We start from the raw sequence: 25,201 nt of genomic DNA, 5'->3' as shown, positions 1-25,201 counted from the left end.
GGCGCCTTCCCACCGACCCACGTCATCGTTCCCGCCCGATCGGAGCTCACCCATGCACACCACTCCCGCCCCCTTTCCGCGCATCGCGCTCGTCACCGGCGCCTCCGGCGGTATCGGTCGAGCGGTCGCGCTCCGCCTCGCGGCCGACGGCCTCGCCGTCGCCGTGCACTACGCCGGCAACCGGGCGGCCGCCGAGTCGACTGTCGCGGACATCACCGCAGCCGGAGGGCGCGCCCTCGCCGTCGGCGGGGACGTCGCCGACGACGCGGCGATGGCCGCGGTCTTCGACACCGTCGAACAGGAGGTCGGCGGGCTCGACGTCGTGGTGCACACCGCAGGCGTCATGGTCCTCGGCCCGCTCGCCGACTACCCTCTCGACGACTTCGACCGGATCGTGCGCACCAACCTCCGCGGCACCTTCGTGGTGACGCAGCAGGCCGCGCGACGCGTACGGCCGGGCGGCGCCATCGTCACCTTCTCCACCACGGTGACCCGCACGGCGTTCCCGAGCTACGGTCCGTACGTCGCGACGAAGGCCGCGGTCGAGGGCATGACGATGATCCTGGCGCGGGAGCTGCGCGGCAGGGACATCACGGTGAACGCCGTCGCTCCCGGTCCCACCACCACCCCGCTCTTCCTCGAGGGCAAGGACGAGGCGACGCTCCGAGGACTCGCGCAGGCCGCGCCGCTCGAGCGCCTCGGCCGCCCGGAGGACATCGCCGAGACCGTCGCATTCCTCGCCGGCCCAGGCCGTTGGGTCAACGGGCAGACGCTCTTCGCCAACGGCGGTCTCGCGTAGCGCACGTGGGGGTTGCGCACGGTCGCACCTCCGGCGGTCCCGCCGCGTCTCCAGCGGTCCCGCCGCTACACTGGCGGGATGGGCGGAGCACGCGGGCGGAACGGCCGTGCGGGCGGCTGGATCTGGATGCTGCTCGCCTTCCTCCCCCTCGCAGCCGGCCTCGCGCTGACGTTCCGGCAGATGCTGCCCGCCACCGTCAGTTCGGCGGCCGAGCTCGCCAGGGTCGGCTTCGGCTGGCCGTTCGCCTGGACGGTGCAGGACCACCGCGGGATCGCCTCCCCCGCCGAATATCCCGCCGCGCTGCGGTACCTCGGCGAGCGGCGCGGCGCTGCGGTCTCAGCGCCGACGACGGAGGTCCACTGGGGGCTCTTCGCGCTCGACACGGTCCTGCTGTGGGCGGCGGTCGCCGCGCTCCTGCTCGCGGGTATCGCCGTGACCCGGCGGGTCCTGCGCTCGAGGCGGCCGCGGGCCCGGTGACCGCGCTCCGGGTGACCGCGGGGCGGCGACCGCGTGCGCGCGCCCCGATCGGGCTGCGAGGCCGCGCGCTCGCCGGGAGGCGTCAGCAATCGGGGAGCGCGGACCAGAGCGCCGCCCACTGCTCCGGACCGAGGTCGCGGGGAAGCGCCCCGGGCGGCACCTCGGCGCGCGCGAGCGCCCGAGCAGCGGAGCGCCCGCCGGTCCGCGCCGCGCGACCGACGATCCGCTCGAGCCGGCCGCCCGGCCCCGTGAACACCGCGCGGACGAAACGCTCGTACGCCGCGCGCTGACGGGCGGGCACGAGAGGACGGGATCGCCGCGAGACGCGCATGACGCCGCCGTCGACGCCCGGTCGGGGGCGAAAGCCCCCGGCGGGCACGCGACCGTGCAGGGAGAACGCGAACCACGGCGCCGTCTGCGCGGTGAGCAGGGTGCCGCCGCCGACCCCGCAGCGCTTGCGCGCCACCTCCCACTGGGTGAGCAGCACGGCGTGCCGCCAGTCGCCGGCGGAGAGCAGCCGTCGGAGGATCGGCGTCGTGAGATGGAAGGGAATGTTGCCGACGACCGCGGGGGCCGTCAGCGGGACGCGCAGCGCGTCGCCCTGCGCGACCTCGACGCGCGGATAGGCGCGCCGCAGCCGTGCCGCGCGATGCTCGTCGAGCTCGATCGCGGTGAGGGGACGTCCGAGCCGCGCGAGCGGCCCGGTGAGGGCGCCGTCGCCGGCGCCGAGCTCCAGGATGGGGCCGCGCGTCTCCGCGACGAGGGCGGTGATCGTCTCGATGGTCGAGCGATGGATGAGGAAGTTCTGGCCGAGTTCGTGCCGGCCGCCATGGGTCGATCGTGGCATGGTCGCGCTCCAGGATGAGATGGGTGGAGCGTCTCGGGACGGGCGGATGCCTACGACGGTGCACGGGGACACCGGAGTCGTCCCGAGACGCGGAGGTCTCTCGGACGGACGACGCGCGAGGCGTTCGGCGAGGCGCGCCGTCAGGCGCGGCGGTCGCGAACGGCGAGCGAGTGCGTCACGGCGAACGCACGATTCAGGGTACCCATGCGGGCCATCATAGGGCATCGCCGCGGCAGGGCGCCACGGAGGCTGCCGGTCACGGCCCCGACGCGCCGGGGTCGCGATCCCGCACCGCGGCCGCCTTCTCGCACAGCACCGCGCGTTCGCGCGCGTTCGTCGCGAGCGCGGCGGCGCGATCCAGTTCCGCGGCGGCCTCGTCATCGCGGCCCAGCCGCGCGAGCAGTTCACCCCGCACGCTCGGCAGCAGGTGTCCTGCGGCGAGCGCCCGCTCGCCCGCGAGCCGCTCGACGAGCTCGAGGCCGACCAGCGGCCCCTCGGCCTCCGCGACGGCAATGGCGCGGTTGAGCTCGGCGACGGGCGACGGCGCGACGGCGCAGAGTTCGCGGTAGATCTCGGCGATGCGCCGCCAGTCGGTGTCCGCGAAGCGCGCCGCCGAGGCGTGACAGGCCGCGATCCTGGCCTGCAGCGTGTATGCGCCGGACACCGCGTCCCCGCGCCCCGCGGCCCCCGACCCGGCCGCGCGGCGCGCCCACTGCGCATCGGCGCGCTCGAGCGCGCGGTCGCCGAGGCCGATGAGCGCCCGGTCCCAGCTCGCACGGTGCTGCTCCGCGAGGAGGACGGGGTGCCCCTCGGCGTCGATGCGCGACGAGAAGCGCGAGGCCGTGTAGGCCATGAGCGCGACGAGGCCGTGGACCTCCGGCTCAGCGGGCATCAGCGCGGCGACGACGCGCGCGAGCCGCAGGGCCTCCATCGCCAGCTCGGGGCGCATCCAGTCGGGGCCCGAGGTCGCGACGTGCCCCTCGGAGAACATCAGGTAGAGCACGCCGAGGACGCCGCCGAGCCGGCGGCCGCGCTCGGCCGCCGCCGGCAGCTCGAAGGGCACCTCGGCCGCGGCGAGCTTCTGCTTCGCGCGCACGATGCGCTGCTGCACCGTCGGCACCGGCAGCAGGAACGCCCGCGCGATCTGCGCGGTCGTGAGACCGCCGACCACCCGGAGCGTCAGCGCGAGCTGCGCCTCGCGCGAGAGCACCGGGTGGCAGGAGATGAAGACGAGCCGGAGCACGTCGTCCCCGATCGCATCCGGGTCCCCGGGCGCTTCCTCGGCCGCCTCGGCTTCGTGGGCGCGCTGCGCGTCCGCGACGAGCGCGAGTGCGCGCTCGGCGACCTCGCGACGCCGCCAGCCATCGATGGCCCGCCGCTTCGCGGCGGTCGTGAGCCAGGCTCCGGGATTCCCGGGCACGCCGGATCGCGGCCACTCCCGCAGCGCCGCGGCGAGCGCCTCCTGCGCCAGGTCCTCGGCAAGGCCGAAGTCGCCGACGTATCGCGTGAGCGTCGCGACGATCCTGGCGGCCTCGATGCGCCAGACGGCCTCGACCGCGCGGGCGGCCCGGGCCGCCCGCACGGTCTCGGCGGTCCCGTCGCGCCGATCGCTCGGCGTCATCGGCTCAGTTGCCGCGCGCCTTGCCCTCGGCGATCCACTCCTGCTCCTTCTGGATCCACTCGTTGTCCTGCGGGAAGTCCTCCGGCCCGGTGACCCGGCGCACCTCGATCTGGGACCCGGCGCCGAGCGGCGCGCGGCGCGCCCACTCGATCGCCTCCTCCTTCGAGGAGACCTCGAGGGTCCAGTAGCCGTTGAAGAGCTCGCGGAGCTCGCCGTACGGGCCGTCGGTGACGACCGGCTCCTCGGCGGCGAAGTCGACCACGGCGCCCTCCGAGGCGTCGGAGAGTCCCGCGCCGTCGACCATGACGCCCGCGGTGATCATCGACTCGTTGTAGGCGCCCATCTCGGCGATGATCTCCTCGAAGGGGCGCTGCTGGTACTCCTCGACGGCGGCCTGGTCGACTGCGCGCATGATGAGCATGTACTTCATGATGACTCCTCTGGTCGTGCGATCCGGGGGATCGGTCGATCCCCCTCACCCACTACGTCGAACCAGCGTATGCGGGATCGACAGGCGCGGGAAGATTTTTTCCAAGGAGCCGGCGCCGATCCGTGCCCGCGGTGCGCGAAGACCGCGGAGCCCGTGATGGCGAGGCGTGCCGGTCGATCCGACGATGCGCCGCTCAGCGCGCCCGGCGGGCCGGCGCGAAGGTGGTGTACCCCGATCCGGACCCCGGAGCCGCGAGCGCGTCGAGCGCGTCCCGGTCCTCCGCAGCGGGCGTCCACCGGATCGCCGCCGCGTTGGCGGCGATCTGCTCGGGCCGGGTCGCACCCGCGATCACGGAGCCGACGACGGGCTGGGAGCGCAGCCAGCCGAGGGCGACGTCGAGCATGCCGATGCCGCGCTCCTGGGCGAAGCCGCGGATCCCCTCGACGAGATCCCAGTCCGCGCCGTCGAAACGGGCGGTTTCGGCGTCGAGGCGGGAGCCGGTCGGCGCCGCCTCGCCCCGCGCGTACTTGCCGGTGAGCAGACCGTAGGCGAGCGGGAAGTAGGGCAGCAGGCTCGCGCCGATGTGCGCGAGGGCGGGCACGAGCTCGCGCTCGGCGCTGCGGTTGACGAGGGAGTACTCGTTCTGCGCCGTGACGAAGCGCTCGCTGCCGATGGCCTCGGCCACCGCCGCCGCATCCGCGACCTCCCAGGCCGCGAGATTCGAGCAGCCGATGTAGCGGACCTTGCCGGCGCGCACGAGGTCCGTGAGAGCGGCGAGCGTCTCCTCGATCGGGGTGAGGCGATCCGGCGTGTGCAGCTGGTAGAGGTCGATGTAGTCGGTGCCGAGGCGGGTGAGGCTGCCTTCGACCGCGCGGATGAGGTAGCCGCGGCTCGCACGGTTCTCGCGCGCGCCGGGGATCAGACCCCCGAGGTCCATGCCGAATTTCGTGGCGACCACTGCCTCGTCGCGGCGGGTGCCGAGGGCGACGCCGAGCATCGTCTCGGAGGCTCCGGCTCCGTAGGAGTCGGCCGTGTCGAAGAACGTGACGCCGGCGTCGAGCGCCGCGCCGACCACGGCGCTCGTGCGCGCCTGATCGATGCGGCGCCCGAAGGCGTTGCACCCGACGCCGAGGGCGGAGACGAGGAGACCGCTGGATCCGAGGGGCGCGTAGTCCATGCCCCCACGCTAGTACGAGTCGGAGGCCGGGTGCGCCCAGCTCAATCGCCCATCCTCGAGCTCCTCGACGGTCGCGGCCACCCAGGCGCGCTCTGCGGCGAGCATGGCCCGCCGGTACTCGTCCTCGATCACGAAGACCCGCGCGAGCCCGTGCGCCTCGCGCGTGCGCTCCGGCTGCACCGCGGCCACAAGCGCGTCCAGGGCGGTCAGGCGCTCGCGGAGCAGGGAGGCGAGGACATCGGGCGTGGTGAGCGGCAGGCAGGAGAGCGCCGCGGCGAACGACGGGTACTCGTTCCGCGGGCGCGCGAGGGTCTCGGCGAGCCAGCCGAGCAGCACCTCGCGGCCCGCAGGGGTGTTCCGGTAGACCACGCGGGTGCGCGCGGAGTCGTCGGGCTCCGCGACCACGAGGCCATCGCGCTCGAGCCGGCTGAGCACCTGATGGATCGAGTTGCGCGAGGCGACGTTGACGACGGCGTCCTTCTCGCGCATGCGGATGAGCTGCTGCATCCGGTAGGCGTGCATCGGCGCCTCCTCGAGGAGCGTGAGGACGATCATCGCGAGCGGTGACCGGCCCGGCAGAGGCTGCGCCATTCCGCACCTCCCGGAGTCGTTCGCGCCGAATGCTTGACGCCCCCACTGTATCTAGTCATAATATGACCATGACACGCGCACTCATCATCGGCGGCGGCATCGCCGGGCCCGCTGCGGCACTCGCACTCGCCCGAGCGGGCGTCGCATCGGAGATCTTCGAGCAGCATCCCGGCCCGGCGGACGAGGCGGGGGTGTTCTTCACGCTGGGATCGAACGGTGTCGACGCGCTCGGCGCGATCGGGCTCCGGGAGGCGGCGATGGATCGCGGCTTCGCAACCCCGGCGATCGAACTGCGCAGCGGCACGGGAAAACCGCTCGGCGTCAGCCGGATCACGACGACGCGAGAGGACGGCACGCCCAGCCAGACGATGCGTCGCGCCGAGCTGTACGGGATCCTGCGGGACCGCGCCGTCGCGGCGGGGATCCCCATCACCTTGGGCACGAAGCTCGTCACGGCCGCCGACACCGGCGAGGGCGTCGTGGCGACCTTCGACGACGGCAGCACGGCCCACGGCGACCTCCTCATCGGCTGCGACGGCGTCCACTCGCGCACGCGGACGCTCATCGATCCCGGCGCGCCACGGCCCGTGGGCGCCGGTCTCGTCAACTTCGGCGGCTACACCTCGGGCGTCCGCGTCGACACCGAGCCCGGTACGTTCCGCATGATCTTCGGCTCGCGGGCGTTCTTCGGCTACGCGACGGCCCCCGACGGGACGGTCTGGTGGTTCGCGAACGAGCCGACGTCGGGATCCGCACCGGCGGACCTCCCGTCGCGCGATGCCGCCGAGCTCCGCCGGCATCTCGGCGCGCTGTTCCGCGACGACGCCGGGCCCGCGGCGGAACTGATCGCCGCCGGTCACGATCTCGCCCGCCCGACGCTCACGCACCTGCTGCCGCATCTGCCGCACTGGCGTCGCGGCCGCATGGTCGTGATCGGCGATGCCGCGCACGCGCCCTCGCCGAGCTCGGGGCAGGGCGCTTCGCTCTCCATCGAGGACGCGATCGTGCTCGCGCAGTGCGTGCGCGATCTCGGCGCGGTGCCCGCCGCCCTCACCCGCTTCGAAGCGATCCGGCGCCCGCGCGTGGAGCGCATCGTCGCGTCCGCGGCGCGCGTCAACAGCTCGAAGGCCGCCACCGGAATCGCGCGCCGCGTGCGCGACCTGGTGCTGCCCGCGATTCTGCGGTTCAGCGGTGCGCACGGCATCGAGGACACCTACGGGCATCGCATCGAGTGGGATCGGCGGATTGAGGCGTAGAGCTGGAGGACATCGGGACCGCCGCGACCCGAGGTCGTCGCATCTCCCGCGGCACCGGCGGATGCCGTCACCGCGCGGCGGTGCCGGGGTGGACGATCCGGGGGACCCCGGCGGTGCTGACGAGGATCGCGGCGACGGAGAACGGGACGATCCCGAGCGCGAGCATCGCCGCTCCCGTGCCGCCCTCGAAGTCGACGGCGCCGTGCGAGAGGACGAGCTGCGCACCGGTCTGGAACGCCGTGTGGAACCCGATCGGCATCCAGATCGAACCGGTGATCATGCGCAGGTATCCGAAGCCGATGCCCATCGTGAAGAAGAGCGAGAGGTCGGCGGGGTGGGCGTTCTGCCGCAGGACCGCGGCGAACAGGGTGAACAGGAGCGCCTGGACGACGATGACGCCCCATCCGCGGAGGACCGTTCCGAGCACTGCCGCGACGTAGCCGCGGAAGACCGCCTCCTCCGGGAGCGCCTCGGTGATCAGCACGGCGAGGAGCAGCAGTCCGACGGTCCCCGCGAGCTCCGGCCCCGAGACGACGATGCGCAGCGGGGCGCCGAGGAGCGCCAGCACCCCGAAGGTCGCGGCGGCCGGGGCGATCCAGATCACGGCTCCCCACAGCGCCAGCCGCCACCCCGACCGGATGCTCGTCACCCCCGCATCGCCCAGCCGACCCCCGTCGGCGCGGTGCACCAGCAGGGCGATGACCATGAGCGTCACGGCGCTGATCACGAGGCCGGCCGCGATCCGGAGGACCAGCGTCGTCGGCGCGGAGGGATCGGGGGCGGCCGGGAGCAGCGCCGACAGGATGGCGAGGCCCGCGCCGAGCGGCAGCAGGGCGAGCGCGATCCGCCAGGCGGCGGACGCGAGGCGGCGGGAACGCGGCTCAGGTGCGGTCGTCATGTCGTTCCTCCGTCGTATCGGCGGGCGAGGGCGCGAAACGCGCGCTTGGGGTGCCAGCTGCCGTCGGCGTGCGCGGCGACGACGCCGTAGCTGGCCAGGTCGAGGTCACGACCCGGAACGTCTGACGCGACCAGGGCGGGCTCGCTGAACCCCCAGACGAAGGTCCCGTCCACCCCCGCCCGGTCGAAGAGGTCGAGGAGATCGATGAGATAGTCGGCCTGCTCCTGCTCGTCGCGCACGAGGCCGCGGGGCACGGACGTACCCGCGCGGCCGCTGAGCACCCCGGACGCCGTGGAGGCCCGTGCCGCGGCCCCGCGGTAGGCGCAGGAGCCGAACTCGAAGACGTAGCACGGCGCGCGCTGCGCGCGCGCCGTGTCCACCAGCGCGCGGATGTCGTCCTCGAATCGCCACGCGTTGCGCGCATCGCGATAGCGATCGGCGCCGACGACGTCGAAGATCGACCAGTCCGGCCGCTCCCACTCCCCCGCCCCGTAGGACACGGGGCCGGCGAAGCGCTCCCGCGCGTCGCCGACGAGCTCGGCGAGCAGCCGGCGCAGCCGCCGGTTGGCGAGCGGCAGCAGCGGGAACGTCACCGCCAGCAGCCTCCCCCTCGCCCAGAAGCTCGGCCCCGGGAGCATCCCGGGCACCGAGAGCGTCAACTCGCACCCGACCACGAGCCCGGTCTCGGCGCCCGAGGAGCGCAGGTGTTCCGCAGCGGCCGCCGCCGACCGCACGGCGGCGCGCATCTCTTCGCGGGGCCGGTCGAAGGGGCGCGGCTGCAGCCACACGCCCAGCCCCTCCTCCGCGGCGATGCCCGCGGCGAGGGCGAGGCGGCGGGCATCGTCGGCCATGATCAGCACGGCGTCGCAGCCGAGCTCCCTCCGGATCGCCCGGAAGTCGCGCCGCGCCGTCTGTGCGGTGAAGCCGGGATGGCTCTCGAACCCCCGCTCGTAGCGCACGCCCGCGTCGTATCCGATCCCGCGCACGGGTTCAGCCATCGGCCGCTCCCAGCGCCCGGAACAGGAACGGCACGGCGTGCGCGCGCAGCGGACCGAGATCGGCCCCGGGGTCTCGTTGCACCAGGGTGATCGCACGATCCAGCACGCTCTCGACGAGCCCCGTCGCGACATCGAGCGGCATCGGCTGGAATGCACCGTCCGCCATTCCGGCGCGGAGGATGCTCCGCACCAGGGCCGCGTCATCCTCGTCCGCGACGAGGTAGAGCGGGGTGCCATCGGCGGTACGGTGCGAGACCACGATCTCGACCGCTGCGGCGAGCGCCTCGCGCTCGGCATCCACGTGCGCGAGGTACGCCTCGGCGTATCCGCGCAGGCGAGCGGCGGGCTCCTCGACGCCGTCAACCGCACGCAGCACGCGCTCCCCGAGCGCCTCGAACACGGTCTGCACCAGCTCGAGCAGGAGCCCCTCCTTCGAGGAGAAGTAGTACGCGACGGCGCTCTTGGCGATCCCCGCCCGCCCGGCGATCTCCGCGAGGGACGCGCGGTGGTAGCCGATCTCGTTCACGGTGACCGTCGCCGCGGCGATCAGCTGCTCGCGCCGCGCCGCCTCGATGAACGACCGCGATCCCGCCGCGGGGGGCCTCGCCGAGTCGGCGTCGCGCTCGATCGGAAGTTCAGAACGCATGGTCTGATTTTAGAACGATTGATCTGATGCGTCCAGAGTACGGACGCGGGCGGGCCCGATTCCGCACGGAGCGGGCTCCCGGGGCGTCCGCGATGGACGGGATGCCGTGCCTTCGGCTACAGCGGGACGTCGAGCAAGCGGCGCAGCACCGAGACCACCCCGTCCTCATGGAAGGCCGGGGCGACGTACCGCGCGGCGGGCTGCACCTGAGGGTGGCTATTGGACATGGCGAACGACCAGCGCGCTGCGCCCAGCATCTGCAGATCGTTGAGATAATCGCCGAAGACGACGGTGTGCGCGGCGCTCACGCCGATCGCATTCTGGAGTGCGCGCACGGCACTGCCCTTGTCGACATCGGTCCGCATGATGTCCAACCAGTGCTTGCCGGAGATCACCGCTTGGTGTCCGGCGGCGACGTCCCGGAAGGTCGTCTCGAGAGCCGTCTGCGCGTCGGAGAAATCGTACACCGCCACCTTCAGCACATCGTCCTCGACGCTCGCGAGGTCGTCGACCACGTTGAGCTCCGCGTAGTACCGTTCCACCTCGCGGGTGAATGCCCGATCGGTGCGCTCCACGTACGCGCCCCGGAGTCCCGAGACGACCACTCCGAGGTTCCGGGCCGCGGCGGCGTCTCTCGCCGCGGAGACGACCCGTCGGACGATATCGCCTCCAAGCGCGCTGCTCGAGAGCCGCCGCCCCGCATGGATGACGAGATTGCCGTTATCGGCGATGTACGAGATGCCGTCGTCGGAATGGTCGAAGAGTCGCGCGAGGGCCGCGTGGTGCCGTCCGCTGGCCGGTGCGAACGCGATCTTCCGAGCACGCATGATCTCCAGGAGCGGCCAGAAGGTCTCAGGCACCCTCCCGCCCTCGGTCAAGAGGGTGCCGTCCAGATCCGTGACGACCAGCCGCACGTCGTGGGGTCCCGGCGGGATCTGCGACCAGCTGACGGGCTCGGCGGCGTCCGACGGCCGCATCCGCACGGCACCCCCGGCCGTCGCCGTCCCGCTGTTCTGCTTGTCGATCATGCGCTGCTCCTCCTCGGAATCTCTTGCACCGCGGGTGCGCGGTCAGCCGGCCGGTGTCGACCAGGCCAGCAGGCTCCGCGGGTTGGTCTCGAGGAACGCGCGGATCACGTCCGGCCCCACGCGCGCGGCCAGTCTCGGGATGAATCTCGATGTCAAATAGCCGATGCCTGGCATGCCGCCGTAGGCCGCGTATCTCGATCGTCTGGCGACGTCGCCGCCGAGGAGCACGCGGTCGGCGTGCCCCGCCTCGGCCGCGCCGGCGATGGCGTCGATCAGGAGCGACTCCGGCCATTCCTTCAGCCTCGCCGCCCCGTCGCACCCGAGGTAGGCGCCTCGGGCGGCGAGTTCGGCGTACAGGATCGGATCGGGGCTCCGATCGATGTGCGCCAGGACGATGCGATTCTCGGCGACCCCCTCCTCCGCGAGGATGTCGAGCGCTTCGTGCGCGCAGGTGCCGTGCTCGAGGTGCACCATGATGGGCGCGCCCGAAACGCGATGCGCGGCAGCGACCGCAGCAAGAGCGCGTCGCTCGAACGGGGAGATCGACCAGTAGCCGACTCCGGCTTTCAGCATGCCCGCCCGCACCGGAGCCCCGTGCGGCGCGCGCGCGATTCGCGAGGCGCCGCTGCGATCGCCGTCTACCGCGGGTTGCCCGTCATGCAGTTCCGCGACGCACTGCGCCGTCATCGCGGCGAGGTCCAGACCCGCCGCATCGGTACGGCCCGCGTAGTGCGCCTCGCGATGGAATCCGGCCGTGACGATCACGCTGAGTCCCGTGCGCGCCGAGATCCGCGCGACGGCTTCGGGGTCCCGTCCGAGGCCCCAGGGAGTGGCGTCGACCATCGCATCGATACCGCCGGCGCGCATCAGGGCGGCCTCCTCCCCGCTCAGCCGCTCGTCTGCGAGCTCCTCGCCGGGCAGCAGCGGCGTCGCCTGGAAGAGGTGCTCGTGATAGTTCACGCGCCCGAGGCTCTCGGGTGCCACGTCGCCGAGCACGGTACGCACGAACGGCGTCTCACGGTCGTTCATCATCGATCGAACCAGCCTTCCATTCGGCGATAGGCATCCATGAAGGTGTCGTACCGCTCGGCGTTGATCGTCGCATCGAGTACCGGTTCCACCGCATCGCCCGATGGCTTGCCGACGAACGACCGCACATCGGCACGATCGAGCAGGCCGACGCCCATCGCGGCGATCGCCGCCGCTCCGAGACTCGTGGCGTGATCGCCCATCGAGTTCGGACGCACGCGCAGCTGCCAGGCATCCGCGAGGATCCGGGCGACCAGAGGAGACTTCGCCGCACCGCCGATCGCGGCGATCGCGGCGAAGCGATGCCCCGACTCCGCGAAGGCGACCAGGCCGGTGCGGAGATTGTAGGCGACGCCCTCGATGACCGCGCGCACCAGGTTGCCCTGATCGTGGGCCATCGTGAGGCCGGCGAACACCGCCCGCGCATGGGGATTCCAGTACGGCGATCGCTCGCCGAGCAGATGGGGCAGGAAGTACAGCCCGTCCGCGCTGGCCTCCGACGTCTCCGCCGCGGCGAGCGCCTGCTCGAAGCGATCGTCGGCGCCGGGCCGGAGCACCGAGGCGATCCAATCGAGCGACGCTCCGCCGGCCTGCATGGTCGCGGTCGGGACGAATTGCCCGGGAATCACATGGTTGTAGGTCATCGAGCGCATCTGCGGATCGTGCAGGGGCGCGATGTCGGCGAACGACACCCACGAGGAGGACCCGAGATACGCGTAGGCCCCGCTCGCGCGATCGACGATTCCGGCGCCGAGCGCACCCATCGGCCCGTCTCCCCCTCCGGCGATCACGCGCGTCGTCGCCGCGAGCCCCGCTTCCGCCGCCGCCGCGCCGCGCACCGCGCCCAGGTCGGTCGTCGACGCGACGATCTCGGGGAACAGCCTCCGCGGGAGCCTCGAGGCGGAGAGCAGCTCGTCGCTCCACGCAGCGCGCAGCTGATCGTACGCGTTCGTCCCGGAGGCGTCGGAGTGATCGGTCACGTGCATCCCGGTCAGGCGCTGCAGGATGACGTCCTTCGCGGTCGAGAACCGCCTGGACCCGGCGAATGCCTCCGGATCGTTGTCGCGCACCCACATGAGCTTCGCCAAGGAGTACGTCGGGTTCGCGCGGTGTCCCGTGATGCGGTAGACCTCCGCCATGCCGACGCGCTCGATCAGACGAGCGCACTGGGACTCGGCGCGAGTGTCGGCCCAGATGATCGCGGGTCGCGTCGGACGCCCCGCCGCATCGGTCAGGACCGCCCCCATCATCTGCCCCGAGAACGACACCGCCGCAACACGCTCCGGTGCGACGCCGTGCTTCGCCAGAAGCAGCCGATTGGCTCTGCAGAATGCGTTCCACCAATCGTCCGGATGCTGCTCGGCCTTCCCGTCCGCACCGAAGTCGACCGGATAGGCGACGGTCACCGAGGCGACGACTTCGCCGGTCGGGGTGACAAGCGTCGCCTTGTCCCCGGTCGTGCCGAGATCGTGCGCGAGCACGAGCGGCGCCTCGTCGGCCCTTCCAGATGCGCTCATCGCAGCGAGAACCCGCCGTCCATCAACAGCTCGGCGCCGACGAAGTACCCCGAGCGCTCGCTCAGCAGGAACTCGACCGCATGCGCCGCCTCGAGCGGCGTCCCCATGCGTCCGAGCACGGTCCCGGCGTTCCATTCGGCGTGCATCCGAGCCTTGAGGCCGTTGAGCGGAGTGTCGATGTAGCCGGGCGAGAGGGCGTTCACCCGCACACCGCGGGGACCCCACTCGACGGCGAGCGACTTCGTGAGCGCCGTGACCGCGGCCTTCGACGCGTTGTAGATGCACTGGCGCTGCGGGGAGTTGACCACGTGGTTCCCGGACATCGATGCGATGTTGACGATCGCGCCTCCGCCCCGGGCGATCAATTCACGGCCGAACGCCTGATTCGCGAGGAAGACACCTCGGAAGTTCACGCCCATGACCCGATCGACCAGTTCGATGTCGAGTTCCTCGGCGGCGACATCGTCCTCGACGATCCCCGCGGCCGTCACCAGGAACACGGGCGTGTCGAGCTCGGCGTAGACGCTCGCCACCGCGCGTTCCACACTGGCGCCGTCCAACAGGTCGCACTCGATGAATTCTCCGGCGCCATCACCGGGTACGCGGTCGAGCGCATACGTCCGCCATCCCCGCTCCTCGAGTGCCCGGCAGATCTCCGTGCCGATGCCCCCGGAACCGCCGGTCACCGCGACGCGTCCGCGCAGCGCCGCCGGCGCGGGGTCCTCCATGCTCATCTCGCCACTCCATTCCGAGGTCGACGTTCCGATCCCCTGCGAGTAGTAACACTACTGCATTCCACACCAAGACTCGCCAGAATCGCTCGCTAATCCCCGTGAACACGAACTCAGTCGGGATATCATGTAGCATTACTACGAAACTTCACGCTGATGGAAGGACTCTCGTGCCCGAACTCGATCTCCCCGCCCAGCTCGTCGTCTCATCGGACGGCACGCTGACGGGCAACAACGGCATCTACTCGAAGCACCTCGGCGATATGCGCGGCGTGTACCGCGACAGCGCCGCCTACGATGCGGCCGTCGTCGCGCAGGGAGCCGACGCGCTCGTCTACCGCGTCGAGTCCCAGGACCACGGCCCCCACTCCGGCGCCTTGACCATCGGCACCTCCCGCCTCCTTCCGGGACGCTACGGCGAGGAGTTCGCCGTGACTCGCGGGCATCTCCACGAGGTCTCGGACCGCGCCGAACTCTACTACTGCCTCTCGGGGCGCGGTGTCATGCTGCTCGACACCATCGACGGCAGGAGCGAGGCGGTCGAACTCACCCCCGGCTCAGCGGTGAACGTGCCAGGCGAATGGGTGCACCGCAGCGTCAACGTCGGCGATGAGCCCTTCGTGACGCTCTTCACGTACGCCACCGATGCCGGGCAGGACTACCAGCTCATCGCCGACGCCGGCGGCATGCGGCGGATCGTCGTCACGGACGGCGCCGGCGGCTGGACGCTCCGCGAGAACGCCGACCACGTCGGCTACCGGAAGGCGTAGGCGTGCCCACCCGGCGGGACGCGCAGGCCGAGCTCTCGGCGACCGCCAGAGCGCTCCTCAGCGGGAATCGCGTCGTTCCCGTCATCGAGATCGATGACCCGGCGCAGGCGGTTCCGCTGACCCGCGCCCTCGCCGCAGGCGGAATCACGATCGTCGAGATCACCTTCCGCACGTCCGCCGGCGCCGATGCGGTGCGTGCCGCCGCATCGGGCACGGACAGCATTGTGGGAGCGGGAACGCTCCTCACCCCGTCGGACGTCGACGCGGCTGCGGATGCCGGTGCCGCCTTCGGTGTGAGCCCGGGCTGGGATCCGCTGACCGCGGCGCGGGCCCTCGAACGCGGCCTGCTCGTGATCCCGGGGGTCACCGGGGCGGGAGAGATCCAGCAGCGTCTCGCCGAGGGGCACACGACGGTGAAGTTCTTTCCCGCGGAGGCGAACGGCGGGGCGGCGGCGCTCGCGCAGCTGTCGGCCCCGTTCGCGCACACCGGCCTCTCGTTCATGCCCACCGGCGGGATCGGCGCGCACAACGCCGCGAGCTATCTCGCCATTCCCGCGGTGACCGCCATCGGTGGCAGCTGGGTGGCCCCCCGGGCACTCGTCGCCGCCGGGGAATGGGCGCAGATCACCGCACTCGCCGCGGGCGCCACCGCGGCCCTCTCGACCGCAGGAGCGTAACCCGACATGACCGACCAGTACCCGACGTTCACCGCCACGACGCTGCACCCGGCGAGGCGCCGCACGTTCTACTTCATCGGCGTCAGCACCGCGAAGTCCTCGATACGACGGGTCTTCCCGTTGTGGGCCGAGGAGCTCGGCCTCGGGGACGTCGACTTCGTCGGCATCGACCTCCCGCTGCACGCCCCGGTGGACGACTACCGGGCCGTCGTCCAGTTCTTCCGCGACGACGCACTCAGCATCGGGGCGCTCGTCACCACGCACAAGCTCGACCTGTATCAGGCGGCCGCGGACCTGTTCGACTACGCGGATCCGTTGACCGTGCTCATGGACGAGATCAGCTGCATCTCCCGGCGTGACGGGCAGCTGCGCGCCCACGCGAAGGACCCGATCACCGCGGGCTACGCACTCGACGCGATCGTCGCCGACGGCGAGTGGCCGGGTCGCTCCGTGTTCCTCATGGGTGCCGGCGGCTCGGCGATCGCCATGGCCTGGCACCTGACCCGAGCCGAGCGCGGCTCCGATGTGCCCGCCGAGATCGTGGTGAGCAACCGCAGTCAGGCGCGTCTCGATTCCCTGGCGGAGGTCTACGCGGGATTCGGGACCGATGTACCGCTGCGATGCGTGCTGAGTCCGCATCCCGTCGAGAACGACGCCGTCCTCGCTTCGATGCCGGCGGGGAGCGTCATCGTCAACGCCACCGGCCTGGGGAAGGACGCCCCGGGATCCCCGCTCAGCGACGCCGCGGTCTTCCCCGCGCGGGCCCGGGTGTGGGATCTGAACTACCGCGGCGACCTCGTCTTTCTCGACCAGGCGCGAGCGCAGGAGGGCGAGCGCGATCTCGACGTGCACGATGGATGGGTCTACTTCATCCACGGATGGACCCGCGTCATCGCCGAGGTCTTCGACGTCGACATCCCGACCTCGGGCGCGGCCTTCGATCGCCTCGGGGCGATCGCCCGCGACGCGCGGGAGGCCTGAACACCATGATCGCAGCACGCGAACGCATTCTCGTCACGCCGCGCTCTCTCACCTCGGCGGGCCTCGAGAACGTGCCGGAGCTGGCTCCGCTGATCGAGGCCGGATACGAGCTGCTGCCGGGACCGCCCGGCCGCACTCCGGACGAGACCGAGCTCTCGGACCTGCTCTCGCAGGACGTCGTCGGCTATCTCGCGGGAGTCGAACCGGTCTCCGCCGAGGCGCTCCGCTCCGCTCCGGCCCTGCGCGTGATCTCGCGCAACGGCGTGGGGACGGACGCGATCGACATGTCGGCCGCAGCGGCGGCGGGCATCGCGGTCGAGGTCGCGCGCGCCGCCAACGCCCCGGGCGTCGCGGAGCTGACCGTACTGCATATGCTCGCGGCGCTCCGAGACTTCGACGGGGCGGTTGCCGCGGTGCGGGCCGGCGAATGGGATCGCACCCGCGGCGGCGAACTCGGCAATCGCACGGTCGGGATCGTGGGGCTCGGGGCGATCGGCCGCACCGTCGCGGCCGTGGCCGCCTCCTTCGGCGCCGACGTGCTCGCGAGCGATCCCTTCGTCGAGCAGAGCAGCCTCGCCCGCATGGTCGACACCGCCGAGCTGTTCTCGTCGTCGGACGTCATCACGCTGCACAGCCCGCCCGGCGACCGACCGCTTGTCGACGCCGACGCGCTCCGGGCGCTGCGACACGGGGCGATCCTCATCAATACGGCGCGGTCGTCCCTCGTCGACGATGCGGCCGTGCTCGATGCCCTCGAAAGCGGACGACTCGGGGCGTACGCGGTCGATGCCTTCGACGCCGAACCGCCCGCGCTCACGCCGCTGCTCCGCCATCCGAGGTGCCGTCCCACGCCTCACCTCGGCGGCTTCACCGAGGAGAGCATGCACCGCGCGGTCTCGCTTGCCGTCGACAATCTGCTCCGCGGCCTCGGCTCCGAGGCCGCATAGCCGATCCCGCCGGGGCGGCGCCGTGGCGCGCACCCGTGGCGCTACAGTGATTCCGTGTCCACCTCCCTGCTGCAGTCGATCTCGGACCGCCTCCCCGCGTTGAGCCGGTCGGAGCGGGCGGTCGCGGAGTACGTGCTCCAGCATCGCGAAGAGGTCACGCGGATGACGTTGGCCGCGGTCTCTCGGGCCGCCGGGGTCAGTGAGCCCACGGTCATCCGCTTCTGCGCGAGCATGGGGTTCGCGGGGTTCCGGGGATTCCGACTCGAGATGGCGCGGTTCCTGGCGCTCGGCGTGCCGACGACGCACTCCGCGATCGAGGAGAGCGACGCGCTTCCGACGATCATCACGAAGATCTTCGACCACACGATCTCGAGCCTCGACCACACCAGGCGGTCGTTCGATCCCGACTCGGTCGCGCGCGCGATCGCGCTCATCGAGGCGGCGGATCGCCTGCACTTCTTCGGTTTCGGCGCGTCGTCCATCATCGCGGAGGATGCCGAGCAGAAGGCGGCTCTCTTCGGAAAACCGTGCTCGGCGCTCGCCGATCCGCATCAGCAGTTCATGACGGCCGCGACCGCGGACACGGGCGACCTCTTCGTGCTCGTCTCGCACACGGGCCGCACGGTGCCGCTCTCCACGATCGCGTCGGAGGCGCGCGCGAACGGCGCGCACGTCATCACGATCACCGCTTCGAGCACCGGACCCCTCATCGACGCGTCCGACGTCGCGATCGTCACCGCCACGCTCGAGGACACGGACGTCTACACCCCGACCATCAGCCGCATCGCCGCGCTCGTCGTGATCGACATCCTCGCCACCACGACCGCGATGAAGGGAGAGCACGTCAATCTCGCACGGCTGCGGGGCATGAAGCAGAAGCTCGCCGCGTTCCGCTCGACCCTCGATCCGGGCAGCGCACCCGAGTAGCCGCGCGGTTCGGGCGGCCCACGGCGCGAAGCGTCGCGGGCCGCCCGCGGATCAGCTCCGGGGTTCCAGTTGCTCGCGTACGACTTCGGCGAGCCCCGGGCCGTCGAGCCGGTAGTGCGCGTAGAGGCGCGTGGGAGCGGCGATGAGGCTGTACTCGTCCCTGATGCCGTGCCGGAACAGGCGCGCTCCTCCGGGATGCTCGGCGAGCACCTCCGCCACGGCCGCGCCGAGTCCGCCGATGATGTTGTGCTCCTCGGCGGTGATGATCACGCCGGTGCGGCCGGCGACGTCGCGCACCAGATCCTCGTCGAGGGGCTTCACGGTCGGCATGTCGACGACCCCGACGGAGACCCCCTCCTCCGCGAGCCGTTCCGCCGCCTGGAGCGCCGCGTGCACGAGGATCCCGCACGCGATGATGGTGACGTCGGTGCCGCGCAGATGCTCGATGCCCTTGCCGAACTCGAACTCGACGCCGTCCCCGTAGACCTGCGGGTCCCGGCCGCGGCTGATGCGGAAGTAGATCGGCTCCGGCCAGTCGGCCGACGCGCGGATGGCGGCGCGCAGCTGCGGTCCGTCGGCGGGCGAGACGACCGTGAGCCCCGCGATCGCCCGCATGGTCGAAATGTCCTCGGTCGCATGGTGGCTCGTTCCGTAGAACCCCAAGGAGATGCCCGTGTGGTGACCGACGAGCCGCACCGGCAGCTTCGTGTACGCCACATCCATGCGGATCTGCTCGCAGCACAGCAGGCCGAGGAACGAGGCGAACGTCGCGACGAACGGCATCGTCCCCGCCGTCGCCATCCCCGCTGCGGCCGACACCATGTGCTGCTCGGAGATGCCGAACTGCACGAATCGGTCGGGATGGGAGGCCTGGAACCGGTTGAGCCCGTTCGAGTAGGTCAGGTCGGCCGTGCCGGCGACGACGGGCGCACCGGCCGCGACGAGGTCCTCGAGCCCGAGGGACAAATAGTCGAGGCCGGGATTGAGCTCGTTCAGCGCGCGGTACTGCCAGGATCCTGCGTCAAGCGTCGACGACATCAGACGTCCGCTCCTTTCGTCTTCGTGTTCCGGATCTCCGCCACGGCCCGCTCCGCATCCTGCGGCGCGAGATAGCCGAGGTGCCACCCCGGCTCCTCCTCCATGTAGGCGACTCCCTTGCCCTTGCTCGTCCTCGCGATGACGCAGGTCGGGACGCCGTCGGGCTCGCGGTGCTTCGCTTCGCGCAGCACCGTGCGCACGGCTTCGACGTCGTGTCCGTCCACCTCGACCACGCGCCACCCGAACGCGCGCCACTTCTCGGCGATGGGCTCGATGCCGATGATGTCATCGACCTCGCCGTCCAGCTGGAATCCGTTCCGGTCGACGATCGCGACCACCCGGTCGAGCTTGTGGTGCGCCGCCGACATCGCGGCCTCCCACACCTGGCCCTCCTGCATCTCGCCGTCGCCGAGCATCACGAAGACGGAGAAGTCGCGCCCCTCCATGCGCCCGGCGAGGGCCATGCCGATGCCGTTCGACAGGGCGTGTCCGATCGACCCCGAGCTGAAGTCGATGCCCGGGATCTTCGTCATGTCGGGGTGGTCGCCGAACGCGCTGCCCAGGTGGGCATAGGTGTCGAGAGCGCTCATGGGGTAGTAGCCCAGATCCGCCAGGATCGGGTACATGCCGACGGCCGCGTGCCCCTTGCCGATCGTGAAGCGATCGCGATCGGGATCGTCCGGGCGCTCGGGCGTGAGATGCATGACGTCGTAGTAGAGCGTCGCGAGAATCTCGGCCGCGGAGAACACCGAGCTGTAGTGCCCGACCTTCGCGATCTCGATGAGGCGCACGGTCTCCGTGCGGATGAAGGTCGCGCGGTCGCGCAGGCGCGCGACCACCTCGGCCGGGTCGGTCCCGGCGTCGCCGTGCGGCGTGTCATTCATTGCGTTGATCTCCCAACTTCGTCGATGCGATCCCACCATCGTACATCTGATTCTCACATTTCGGTAATGTTGTCCATTTTTCGATAACACATCCGCCCTCGAATGACGAATGCCCGCATCGCCGAAGCGACGCGGGCACCTCGTCGGAGGCGAAGCGCTCAGAACTCGATCAGCACTTTCGTCGAGCCTCGCGAGTCGGCGGCGGTCTCGAACGCCTTGCGTGCATGCTCCACCGGGAACACATGAGAGACGACGGCGTCGAGTGCCTCGGAATGCGCGAGAATCCTCACCGACTCGTCGAGTTCGACATCGAATCGCTGAGACCCTCGAAGCGTGACCTCGCGGCTCACGAGCGATGCGAGCGGCACCGGGAGCTCGCCGTCGGGCAGCATGCCCAGCTGCACGATGGTGCCGCCCCGTCGCACCGCCCGCAGCGCGGACACCGTGGCCGCCGGGGACCCCGAGGCCTCGATGACCACATCGAACGCGTCGTCGGCGAGCGGGGGGTCGACCCCGAGTCGACGGGCCTCATCCGCGCCGACCATGCGCGCGACGCGCAGCGGCTCTTCCCACATGTCGGTCGCCACGATCTCCCCGGCACCGCGCCGACGCAGCGCCGCGATCGCGAGACACCCGATCGGCCCGGCGCCGCTCACGAGCACGCGCTTGCCCGCGTAGTCCCCCTCGTAGCGGTCGACTCCGTGCAGTGCGACGGCCAGCGGCTCGGCCAGCGCTGCGCGCCGCAGCGGCAGCCCCTCGGGCAGCCGGCGGAGCTGATCGGCGGTCGTCCGCACGAACTCGGCGAAGCCACCCGGTGTGTGCGGCACCGTCGATGCGCTCCCGAGGTAGCTCCCTCCTGGAGCGAGGTGCAGGCCATGCCCGGCCGCACCGCCGGGAGGCGGCGTGGGGATCGCGGGATGGATCGCCACGGCCTGCCCGACGAGCAGGTCTCCGGGGACTCCCGGGGCGATCTCCGCGATGGTCCCCACGATCTCGTGCCCCAGGACCAGGGGCGACCGCAACTCGTAGATGCCGTTCCGGCCGTGCCGGTAGTAGTGGAGATCGCTCCCGCAGATCCCTCCGAAGGCGACCCGCACGAGCACCCCATCGGATTCGAGCAGCGGCTGCTCCACCCGCTCGATCCTCAGATCGCCTGCGCCATGCACCGTCACTGCACGCATCTCCACCCCTCCGCTGTTCAGAACAGGCTGTCGGCGTTGTAGTACTCGGCGGCGTTGTCGCAGTCGATGCCGACCGCTTCGGTGTGGATGACCGGCTCGAAGTCGGACGCCGCGGCCTCGCCGGTCGCGATCTGCAGCGCGATCGTGAAGGCCTCGTCTGCAGCGAGTTCGGGTGAGTTCAGCCCCGTGGAGACGTACTGGGCATCGCACCCCTCATCCATCATCTTCTTGATGGCCTCTTTCTGGCCGTCCGCCGAGGCTGCGACGAGGGTGGTCGTGTTCCCCTGATCCTCGAGCACGGTCAGCGCGCCCAGGGCCATCGAGTCGTTGAGCCCCAGGATCAGGTCGACATCGGGGTGCGCCGACAGGATGTTCTCGGTCGCGGGCACCGCGCGATCCTGCGAGTACACGGCCGGCTGCTCGGCCACGACCTCGTAGCCGACGCCGCCTGCTTCGAGACCGTCCAGGAAGCCCTGCTGACGCTGGGGCCCGACGACCTCGTCATCCGGACCGCCGTTGAGTACGGCGACAGTGATCTCGGAGCCCGCGCCGATGCGTTCGGCGGTGAGACCGCCCGAGAGCTTCCCGATCTCGTAGTTGTCCGATTGCACCGTCGTGATACCGACCTCATCGATGCCGGTGTCGACGAACACGAGCGGGACTTCCTGAGCGATATCGGCGAACTGCACCTTCTGGCTGGCGGGGCTCATCGAGTCGACGACGAGCACGTCGACCCCTTGGCTCACGAGGGTCTGCGCCTGATCGATCTGCGTCACGGCGTCGCCATCGGCGTTCTGCACGCGCACTTCCCAGCCCTCGGCCTTCGCGCGGTCTTCGGCGATCTGCACCATTGCGGCGAAGTAGGGCGCATCGACCTGGCGCTGCGCGAAGCCGATGACGACCTCATCGAGCGCTTTCCCGCCGGCTTCCCGATCACCGCCTCCCGTATCGCTGCCGATGGTGGAGCAGCCCGAGAGCACCAGCGCGAGCGAGCCGGCAACGGCCGCGACCTTCGCGGTTCGACGGATGAACTTCATGAGGATTCCAATCTGATTTCTGGCGTGGGACGGTGCCGACCGAGGTCGACGGGATGCGCTTCCGAAGCGACGGACTAGGCAGCCGCGCGCTTCCGGGCGCGGAGCTGGATCGTCGTGAGCAGAACGGCGACGAGGATCAGGCCGCCGCGGAAGGCGTCCTGGAGGAAGGTCGAGACGTTGAGCAGCACGAGCAGGTTCGAGATCACCCCGAAGATGAGCACGCCGACGACGGTGCCGAAGACCCTGCCTCGGCCTCCGACGAGGCTCGCCCCGCCGATCACGACCGCGGCGATGGTGTCGAGCTCATAGTTCAACCCGCCGGTCGGGGTCGCCGATCCGACGCGTGACGCCAGCAGAAAACCGGCGAAGCCGACGAGCAGACCGGCGATCATGTACACCCAGAGCGTGGTGCTGCGCACCGGGATGCCCGAAGCCTCCGCGGCTTGACGGCTGCTGCCGAGCGCGTAGACGCGCCGGCCGAAGACGGTGCGGCTCACCAGGAACCAGATGCCGACGGCGATGGCGATCCAGATGATGCCGAGCAACGGCACCGGGCCGACGGCGGTCGTCGCGATGACGCGGAAGTTCTCGGCTCCCGGGCTCACGGGCACCCCTTCGGTCTGCGCATACACGAGTCCCCGGGCGAGCGCCATCATTCCCAGCGTCACGATGAAGGCCTCGAGCCCTCTGAACGCGACCAGATACCCGTTGATCACTCCGACCAGCAGCCCCACGGCCAGCGCCACCAGGATGGCGACGAGGACGTTCTCGCCCCCGAACAGCCCCGCCGCGAGCACGCCCGAGAGCCCCACGACCGAGCCGACGCTGATGTCGATGCCGCCGGTGAGGACGACGAGGAACTGCGCGAGCGCGACGATGCCGACGACCGACACCTGCAGGATGACGTTCGTGAGGTTGCGCGGGGTGAAGAAGGCGCTCGTCGACAGTCCGGCGATGACGAGGAGCACGACGAGAATCCCCAGGGCGTACTGGCCGGAGAGCCAGCCGAGGAACGCCGACCCCGGCCCCTCTCGGTCGGCCCTCGGCTGGGGACGTGTCGGATGCGTTGCGATGTCAGTCATGCGGTCTCTCCCCCGAGCGAGGCTCGGATCAAATCATCGGTCGTGGCGTCGGCCGTCGAGTACTCGGCGACCAGTGCTCCATCGCGCAGCACCGCGACGCGATTGCAGAGCATCAGCGCCTCTTCGGCCTCGCTGGTGATCACCAGCACGGACTTCCCCTGCGCCGCGAGATCTCGGATGATCTCGTAGATGTTCATGCGGGCGCCGACGTCGATGCCCTTCGTGGGCTCGTCGAGCACCACCAGGTCCGGCTCGGTCTCCATCCATTTGGCGATGCAGACCTTCTGCTGGTTGCCGCCCGAAAGCGATCGCGTGAGCGTGGCGCCCCCGCCCTTCACCTGGTACTTGGCGATCAGCTCGCGCACCCGCGCCCGCTCTCGCGACGGGCTCAGTACCCCGCCCCGGCTGTTCTTGCCGAGCGTCGCGAGCGTCAGGTTCTGCCCGTTGGAGAAGTCGGGGATGAACCCCTCCTTCTTCCGATCCTCGGGCACGTAGACGATTCCGGCCCGCAGGGCGCGCTTCACCGAATCCGGTCTCAAGGTCGCTCCGCCGAGTCTCATCGCGCCGCCGGACGACGGCTGATGGCCCGAGAGCGAGCGGGCGACCGAGCTGCGACCGCTGCCGACGAGTCCGTAGATGCCGAGCACCTCGCCCGCGCCGATCTCGAAGGAGATGTCGCGGGCCGATCCCGCGTTCCAGCCGGAAACCTCGACGAGCGGCGGCGCGCCCTCGGGGGGCTCGTACCTCGGCGGCTCGAGCGCGGCGACGGCCTCGCCGATCATGAGCGAGAGGACTTCGTCCTGGTCGGTCTCCCGCGCATCGACCACATCGATGAGCCTCCCACCGCGCAGCACGGCGATGTCGTCGGCGAGCGCGAAGACCTCGGGCATGCGGTGGGAGACGAACACGACGGCGACGCCCGCCGCCTTCTCACGCTCGACGAGGGCCTGGACGTCCTTGAAATGCTCCTCGGTGCTCGACGCGGTGGTCTCGTCGAGCAGCAGCACCCGGTGCGGCTGGATCACTGCTCGACTCAACGCGAGCATCTGCCGTTGACCGGGCCCGAGCGAGCCGGCCAGGCAGGTCAACGGCACGTCTTCCATCCCCACGGCGGCGAGCGCCTCGCGCACCTTCGCGCGATCGGGCTTCTGCACCGTCCGCCAGGCCCGGTTTCCGTCGGCGCCCGAGAGGCCGCGCAGCATCACGTTCTCCTCGATGGTGAACGTGTCGATCAGCACGGGCTCCTGGTGCATGAGCAGCACGCCCGCATCGAATGCCGAGGCCGGTGAATCGATCTCGACGTCCGCGCCCACGACCCGCACGCTGCCGGAACTCGGAGTCTCGATCCCGGCGAGAATCTTCGCGAGGGTCGACTTGCCCGCGCCGTTGGCACCGCAGATCGCGAGCACCTTGCCCCCGTGCCCGCTCAGGGTCACTCCGTCGAGGGCCTGCACTCCCGGATAGCTCCGGCTGACCGCGCGGGCCTCGAAGACGATCTGCCCGCCAGATCCCGGAGCTCCGTCGACCCTCTGCGGATGGTCCTGCTGCGTCATTGCTCCCCGCCCCTTCGCGGCTCTCGTGAACCGTACGAAGACAATTAACCATATTTTGGACGACATGTCCATTTAACAA

The 25,201-nt window shown here is 71.0% G+C and carries 26 protein-coding genes; 8 read left to right on the top strand and 18 right to left on the bottom strand.

Annotation, left to right across the window (positions count from 1 at the left end):
- Positions 1-52 precede the first annotated feature (52 nt).
- Positions 53-799: an SDR family oxidoreductase gene (locus MUN78_RS03360; protein WP_244728802.1), complete on the top strand. Its 747-nt coding sequence runs from the start codon at positions 53-55 to the stop codon at positions 797-799.
- 78 nt (positions 800-877) lie between these two features.
- On the top strand, positions 878-1,276 hold the full coding sequence (locus MUN78_RS03355; RefSeq protein WP_244728800.1) for a hypothetical protein: 399 nt from the start codon (positions 878-880) through the stop codon (positions 1,274-1,276).
- Positions 1,277-1,358: 82 nt separating this feature from the next.
- On the opposite strand, the gene erm is transcribed toward MUN78_RS03355, so the two are convergent.
- The 5 genes from erm to MUN78_RS03330 all read right to left on the bottom strand — a co-directional run bounded on the left by erm (position 1,359) and on the right by MUN78_RS03330 (position 5,942).
- Positions 1,359-2,123: a 23S ribosomal RNA methyltransferase Erm gene (gene erm, locus MUN78_RS03350; RefSeq protein WP_244693160.1), complete on the bottom strand. Its 765-nt coding sequence runs from the start codon at positions 2,121-2,123 to the stop codon at positions 1,359-1,361.
- Between the two features lie 256 nt (positions 2,124-2,379).
- Entirely contained in the window at positions 2,380-3,744 is a 1,365-nt protein-coding gene (locus MUN78_RS03345; protein WP_244728798.1) for an RNA polymerase sigma factor, read from the bottom strand.
- Positions 3,745-3,748: 4 nt separating this feature from the next.
- Complete coding sequence (locus tag MUN78_RS03340; RefSeq protein WP_244693157.1) at positions 3,749-4,174, bottom strand: YciI family protein; 426 nt, start codon at positions 4,172-4,174, stop codon at positions 3,749-3,751.
- 193 nt (positions 4,175-4,367) lie between these two features.
- Positions 4,368-5,351: an aldo/keto reductase gene (locus MUN78_RS03335; protein ID WP_244728796.1), complete on the bottom strand. Its 984-nt coding sequence runs from the start codon at positions 5,349-5,351 to the stop codon at positions 4,368-4,370.
- A gap of 9 nt (positions 5,352-5,360) precedes the next feature.
- Positions 5,361-5,942, bottom strand: coding sequence for a PadR family transcriptional regulator (locus tag MUN78_RS03330; protein ID WP_244728794.1), 582 nt, complete (start codon positions 5,940-5,942; stop codon positions 5,361-5,363).
- 68 nt (positions 5,943-6,010) lie between these two features.
- Between MUN78_RS03330 and MUN78_RS03325 the strand changes: the two genes are divergently transcribed.
- Positions 6,011-7,198, top strand: a complete 1,188-nt coding sequence (locus tag MUN78_RS03325) for an FAD-dependent monooxygenase (RefSeq protein WP_244728792.1) — start codon at positions 6,011-6,013, stop codon at positions 7,196-7,198.
- Positions 7,199-7,265: 67 nt separating this feature from the next.
- On the opposite strand, the gene MUN78_RS03320 is transcribed toward MUN78_RS03325, so the two are convergent.
- The 7 genes from MUN78_RS03320 to MUN78_RS03290 form a co-directional block, all read right to left on the bottom strand.
- Entirely contained in the window at positions 7,266-8,096 is an 831-nt protein-coding gene (locus MUN78_RS03320; RefSeq protein WP_244728790.1) for a CPBP family intramembrane glutamic endopeptidase, read from the bottom strand.
- Complete coding sequence (locus MUN78_RS03315; protein ID WP_244693153.1) at positions 8,093-9,094, bottom strand: glycoside hydrolase family 113 protein; 1,002 nt, start codon at positions 9,092-9,094, stop codon at positions 8,093-8,095. The genes MUN78_RS03320 and MUN78_RS03315 overlap by 4 nt, the downstream gene beginning before the upstream one ends.
- Positions 9,087-9,740 (bottom strand): TetR family transcriptional regulator, encoded by a 654-nt coding sequence (locus MUN78_RS03310; protein ID WP_244693152.1) that lies wholly within the window; start codon positions 9,738-9,740, stop codon positions 9,087-9,089. The genes MUN78_RS03315 and MUN78_RS03310 overlap by 8 nt, the downstream gene beginning before the upstream one ends.
- A gap of 116 nt (positions 9,741-9,856) precedes the next feature.
- Entirely contained in the window at positions 9,857-10,768 is a 912-nt protein-coding gene (locus MUN78_RS03305; protein ID WP_244728789.1) for a Cof-type HAD-IIB family hydrolase, read from the bottom strand.
- A 42-nt stretch (positions 10,769-10,810) separates the two neighbouring features.
- On the bottom strand, positions 10,811-11,800 hold the full coding sequence (locus tag MUN78_RS03300) for a phosphotriesterase family protein (RefSeq protein ID WP_244728787.1): 990 nt from the start codon (positions 11,798-11,800) through the stop codon (positions 10,811-10,813).
- On the bottom strand, positions 11,797-13,314 hold the full coding sequence (gene xylB, locus MUN78_RS03295; protein ID WP_244728786.1) for a xylulokinase: 1,518 nt from the start codon (positions 13,312-13,314) through the stop codon (positions 11,797-11,799). The genes MUN78_RS03300 and xylB overlap by 4 nt, the downstream gene beginning before the upstream one ends.
- Positions 13,311-14,048, bottom strand: a complete 738-nt coding sequence (locus tag MUN78_RS03290; RefSeq protein ID WP_244693147.1) for an SDR family NAD(P)-dependent oxidoreductase — start codon at positions 14,046-14,048, stop codon at positions 13,311-13,313. The genes xylB and MUN78_RS03290 overlap by 4 nt, the downstream gene beginning before the upstream one ends.
- Before the next feature lie 167 nt (positions 14,049-14,215).
- Between MUN78_RS03290 and MUN78_RS03285 the strand changes: the two genes are divergently transcribed.
- The 5 genes from MUN78_RS03285 to MUN78_RS03265 are packed head-to-tail and all read left to right on the top strand — an operon-like array spanning position 14,216 to position 18,347.
- Positions 14,216-14,815: a glucose-6-phosphate isomerase family protein gene (locus tag MUN78_RS03285; protein ID WP_244693145.1), complete on the top strand. Its 600-nt coding sequence runs from the start codon at positions 14,216-14,218 to the stop codon at positions 14,813-14,815.
- A 2-nt stretch (positions 14,816-14,817) separates the two neighbouring features.
- Positions 14,818-15,492: a bifunctional 4-hydroxy-2-oxoglutarate aldolase/2-dehydro-3-deoxy-phosphogluconate aldolase gene (gene eda / locus MUN78_RS03280; protein ID WP_244728784.1), complete on the top strand. Its 675-nt coding sequence runs from the start codon at positions 14,818-14,820 to the stop codon at positions 15,490-15,492.
- A gap of 6 nt (positions 15,493-15,498) precedes the next feature.
- On the top strand, positions 15,499-16,473 hold the full coding sequence (locus tag MUN78_RS03275) for a shikimate dehydrogenase family protein (protein ID WP_244728782.1): 975 nt from the start codon (positions 15,499-15,501) through the stop codon (positions 16,471-16,473).
- Positions 16,474-16,478: 5 nt separating this feature from the next.
- Complete coding sequence (locus tag MUN78_RS03270) at positions 16,479-17,420, top strand: NAD(P)-dependent oxidoreductase (RefSeq protein ID WP_244728780.1); 942 nt, start codon at positions 16,479-16,481, stop codon at positions 17,418-17,420.
- A 54-nt stretch (positions 17,421-17,474) separates the two neighbouring features.
- The gene (locus MUN78_RS03265; protein ID WP_244728778.1) at positions 17,475-18,347 is read left to right on the top strand and encodes a MurR/RpiR family transcriptional regulator; all 873 of its coding nucleotides are present in this window, start codon (positions 17,475-17,477) and stop codon (positions 18,345-18,347) included.
- A 51-nt stretch (positions 18,348-18,398) separates the two neighbouring features.
- Here MUN78_RS03265 and MUN78_RS03260 read toward each other — a convergent pair whose 3' ends face one another.
- The 6 genes from MUN78_RS03260 to MUN78_RS03235 form a co-directional block, all read right to left on the bottom strand.
- Complete coding sequence (locus tag MUN78_RS03260; RefSeq protein WP_244693138.1) at positions 18,399-19,385, bottom strand: transketolase family protein; 987 nt, start codon at positions 19,383-19,385, stop codon at positions 18,399-18,401.
- Complete coding sequence (locus MUN78_RS03255) at positions 19,385-20,269, bottom strand: transketolase (RefSeq protein WP_244728777.1); 885 nt, start codon at positions 20,267-20,269, stop codon at positions 19,385-19,387. The genes MUN78_RS03260 and MUN78_RS03255 overlap by 1 nt, the downstream gene beginning before the upstream one ends.
- Before the next feature lie 158 nt (positions 20,270-20,427).
- Entirely contained in the window at positions 20,428-21,402 is a 975-nt protein-coding gene (locus MUN78_RS03250) for an L-idonate 5-dehydrogenase (RefSeq protein ID WP_244728775.1), read from the bottom strand.
- Positions 21,403-21,467: 65 nt separating this feature from the next.
- Positions 21,468-22,487, bottom strand: coding sequence for a sugar ABC transporter substrate-binding protein (locus tag MUN78_RS03245; protein WP_244693133.1), 1,020 nt, complete (start codon positions 22,485-22,487; stop codon positions 21,468-21,470).
- 74 nt (positions 22,488-22,561) lie between these two features.
- Complete coding sequence (locus MUN78_RS03240; protein WP_244728773.1) at positions 22,562-23,569, bottom strand: ABC transporter permease; 1,008 nt, start codon at positions 23,567-23,569, stop codon at positions 22,562-22,564.
- Positions 23,566-25,122, bottom strand: coding sequence for a sugar ABC transporter ATP-binding protein (locus tag MUN78_RS03235; RefSeq protein ID WP_244728771.1), 1,557 nt, complete (start codon positions 25,120-25,122; stop codon positions 23,566-23,568). The genes MUN78_RS03240 and MUN78_RS03235 overlap by 4 nt, the downstream gene beginning before the upstream one ends.
- Between the last annotated feature and the right edge of the window lie 79 nt (positions 25,123-25,201).

The organism is Leucobacter allii (assembly GCF_022919155.1).
Classification (GTDB): Bacteria; Actinomycetota; Actinomycetes; order Actinomycetales; family Microbacteriaceae; genus Leucobacter; species Leucobacter allii.
Note: the sequence above shows the minus strand (reverse complement) of the source record. Positions and strands in the feature narration are given on the sequence as shown.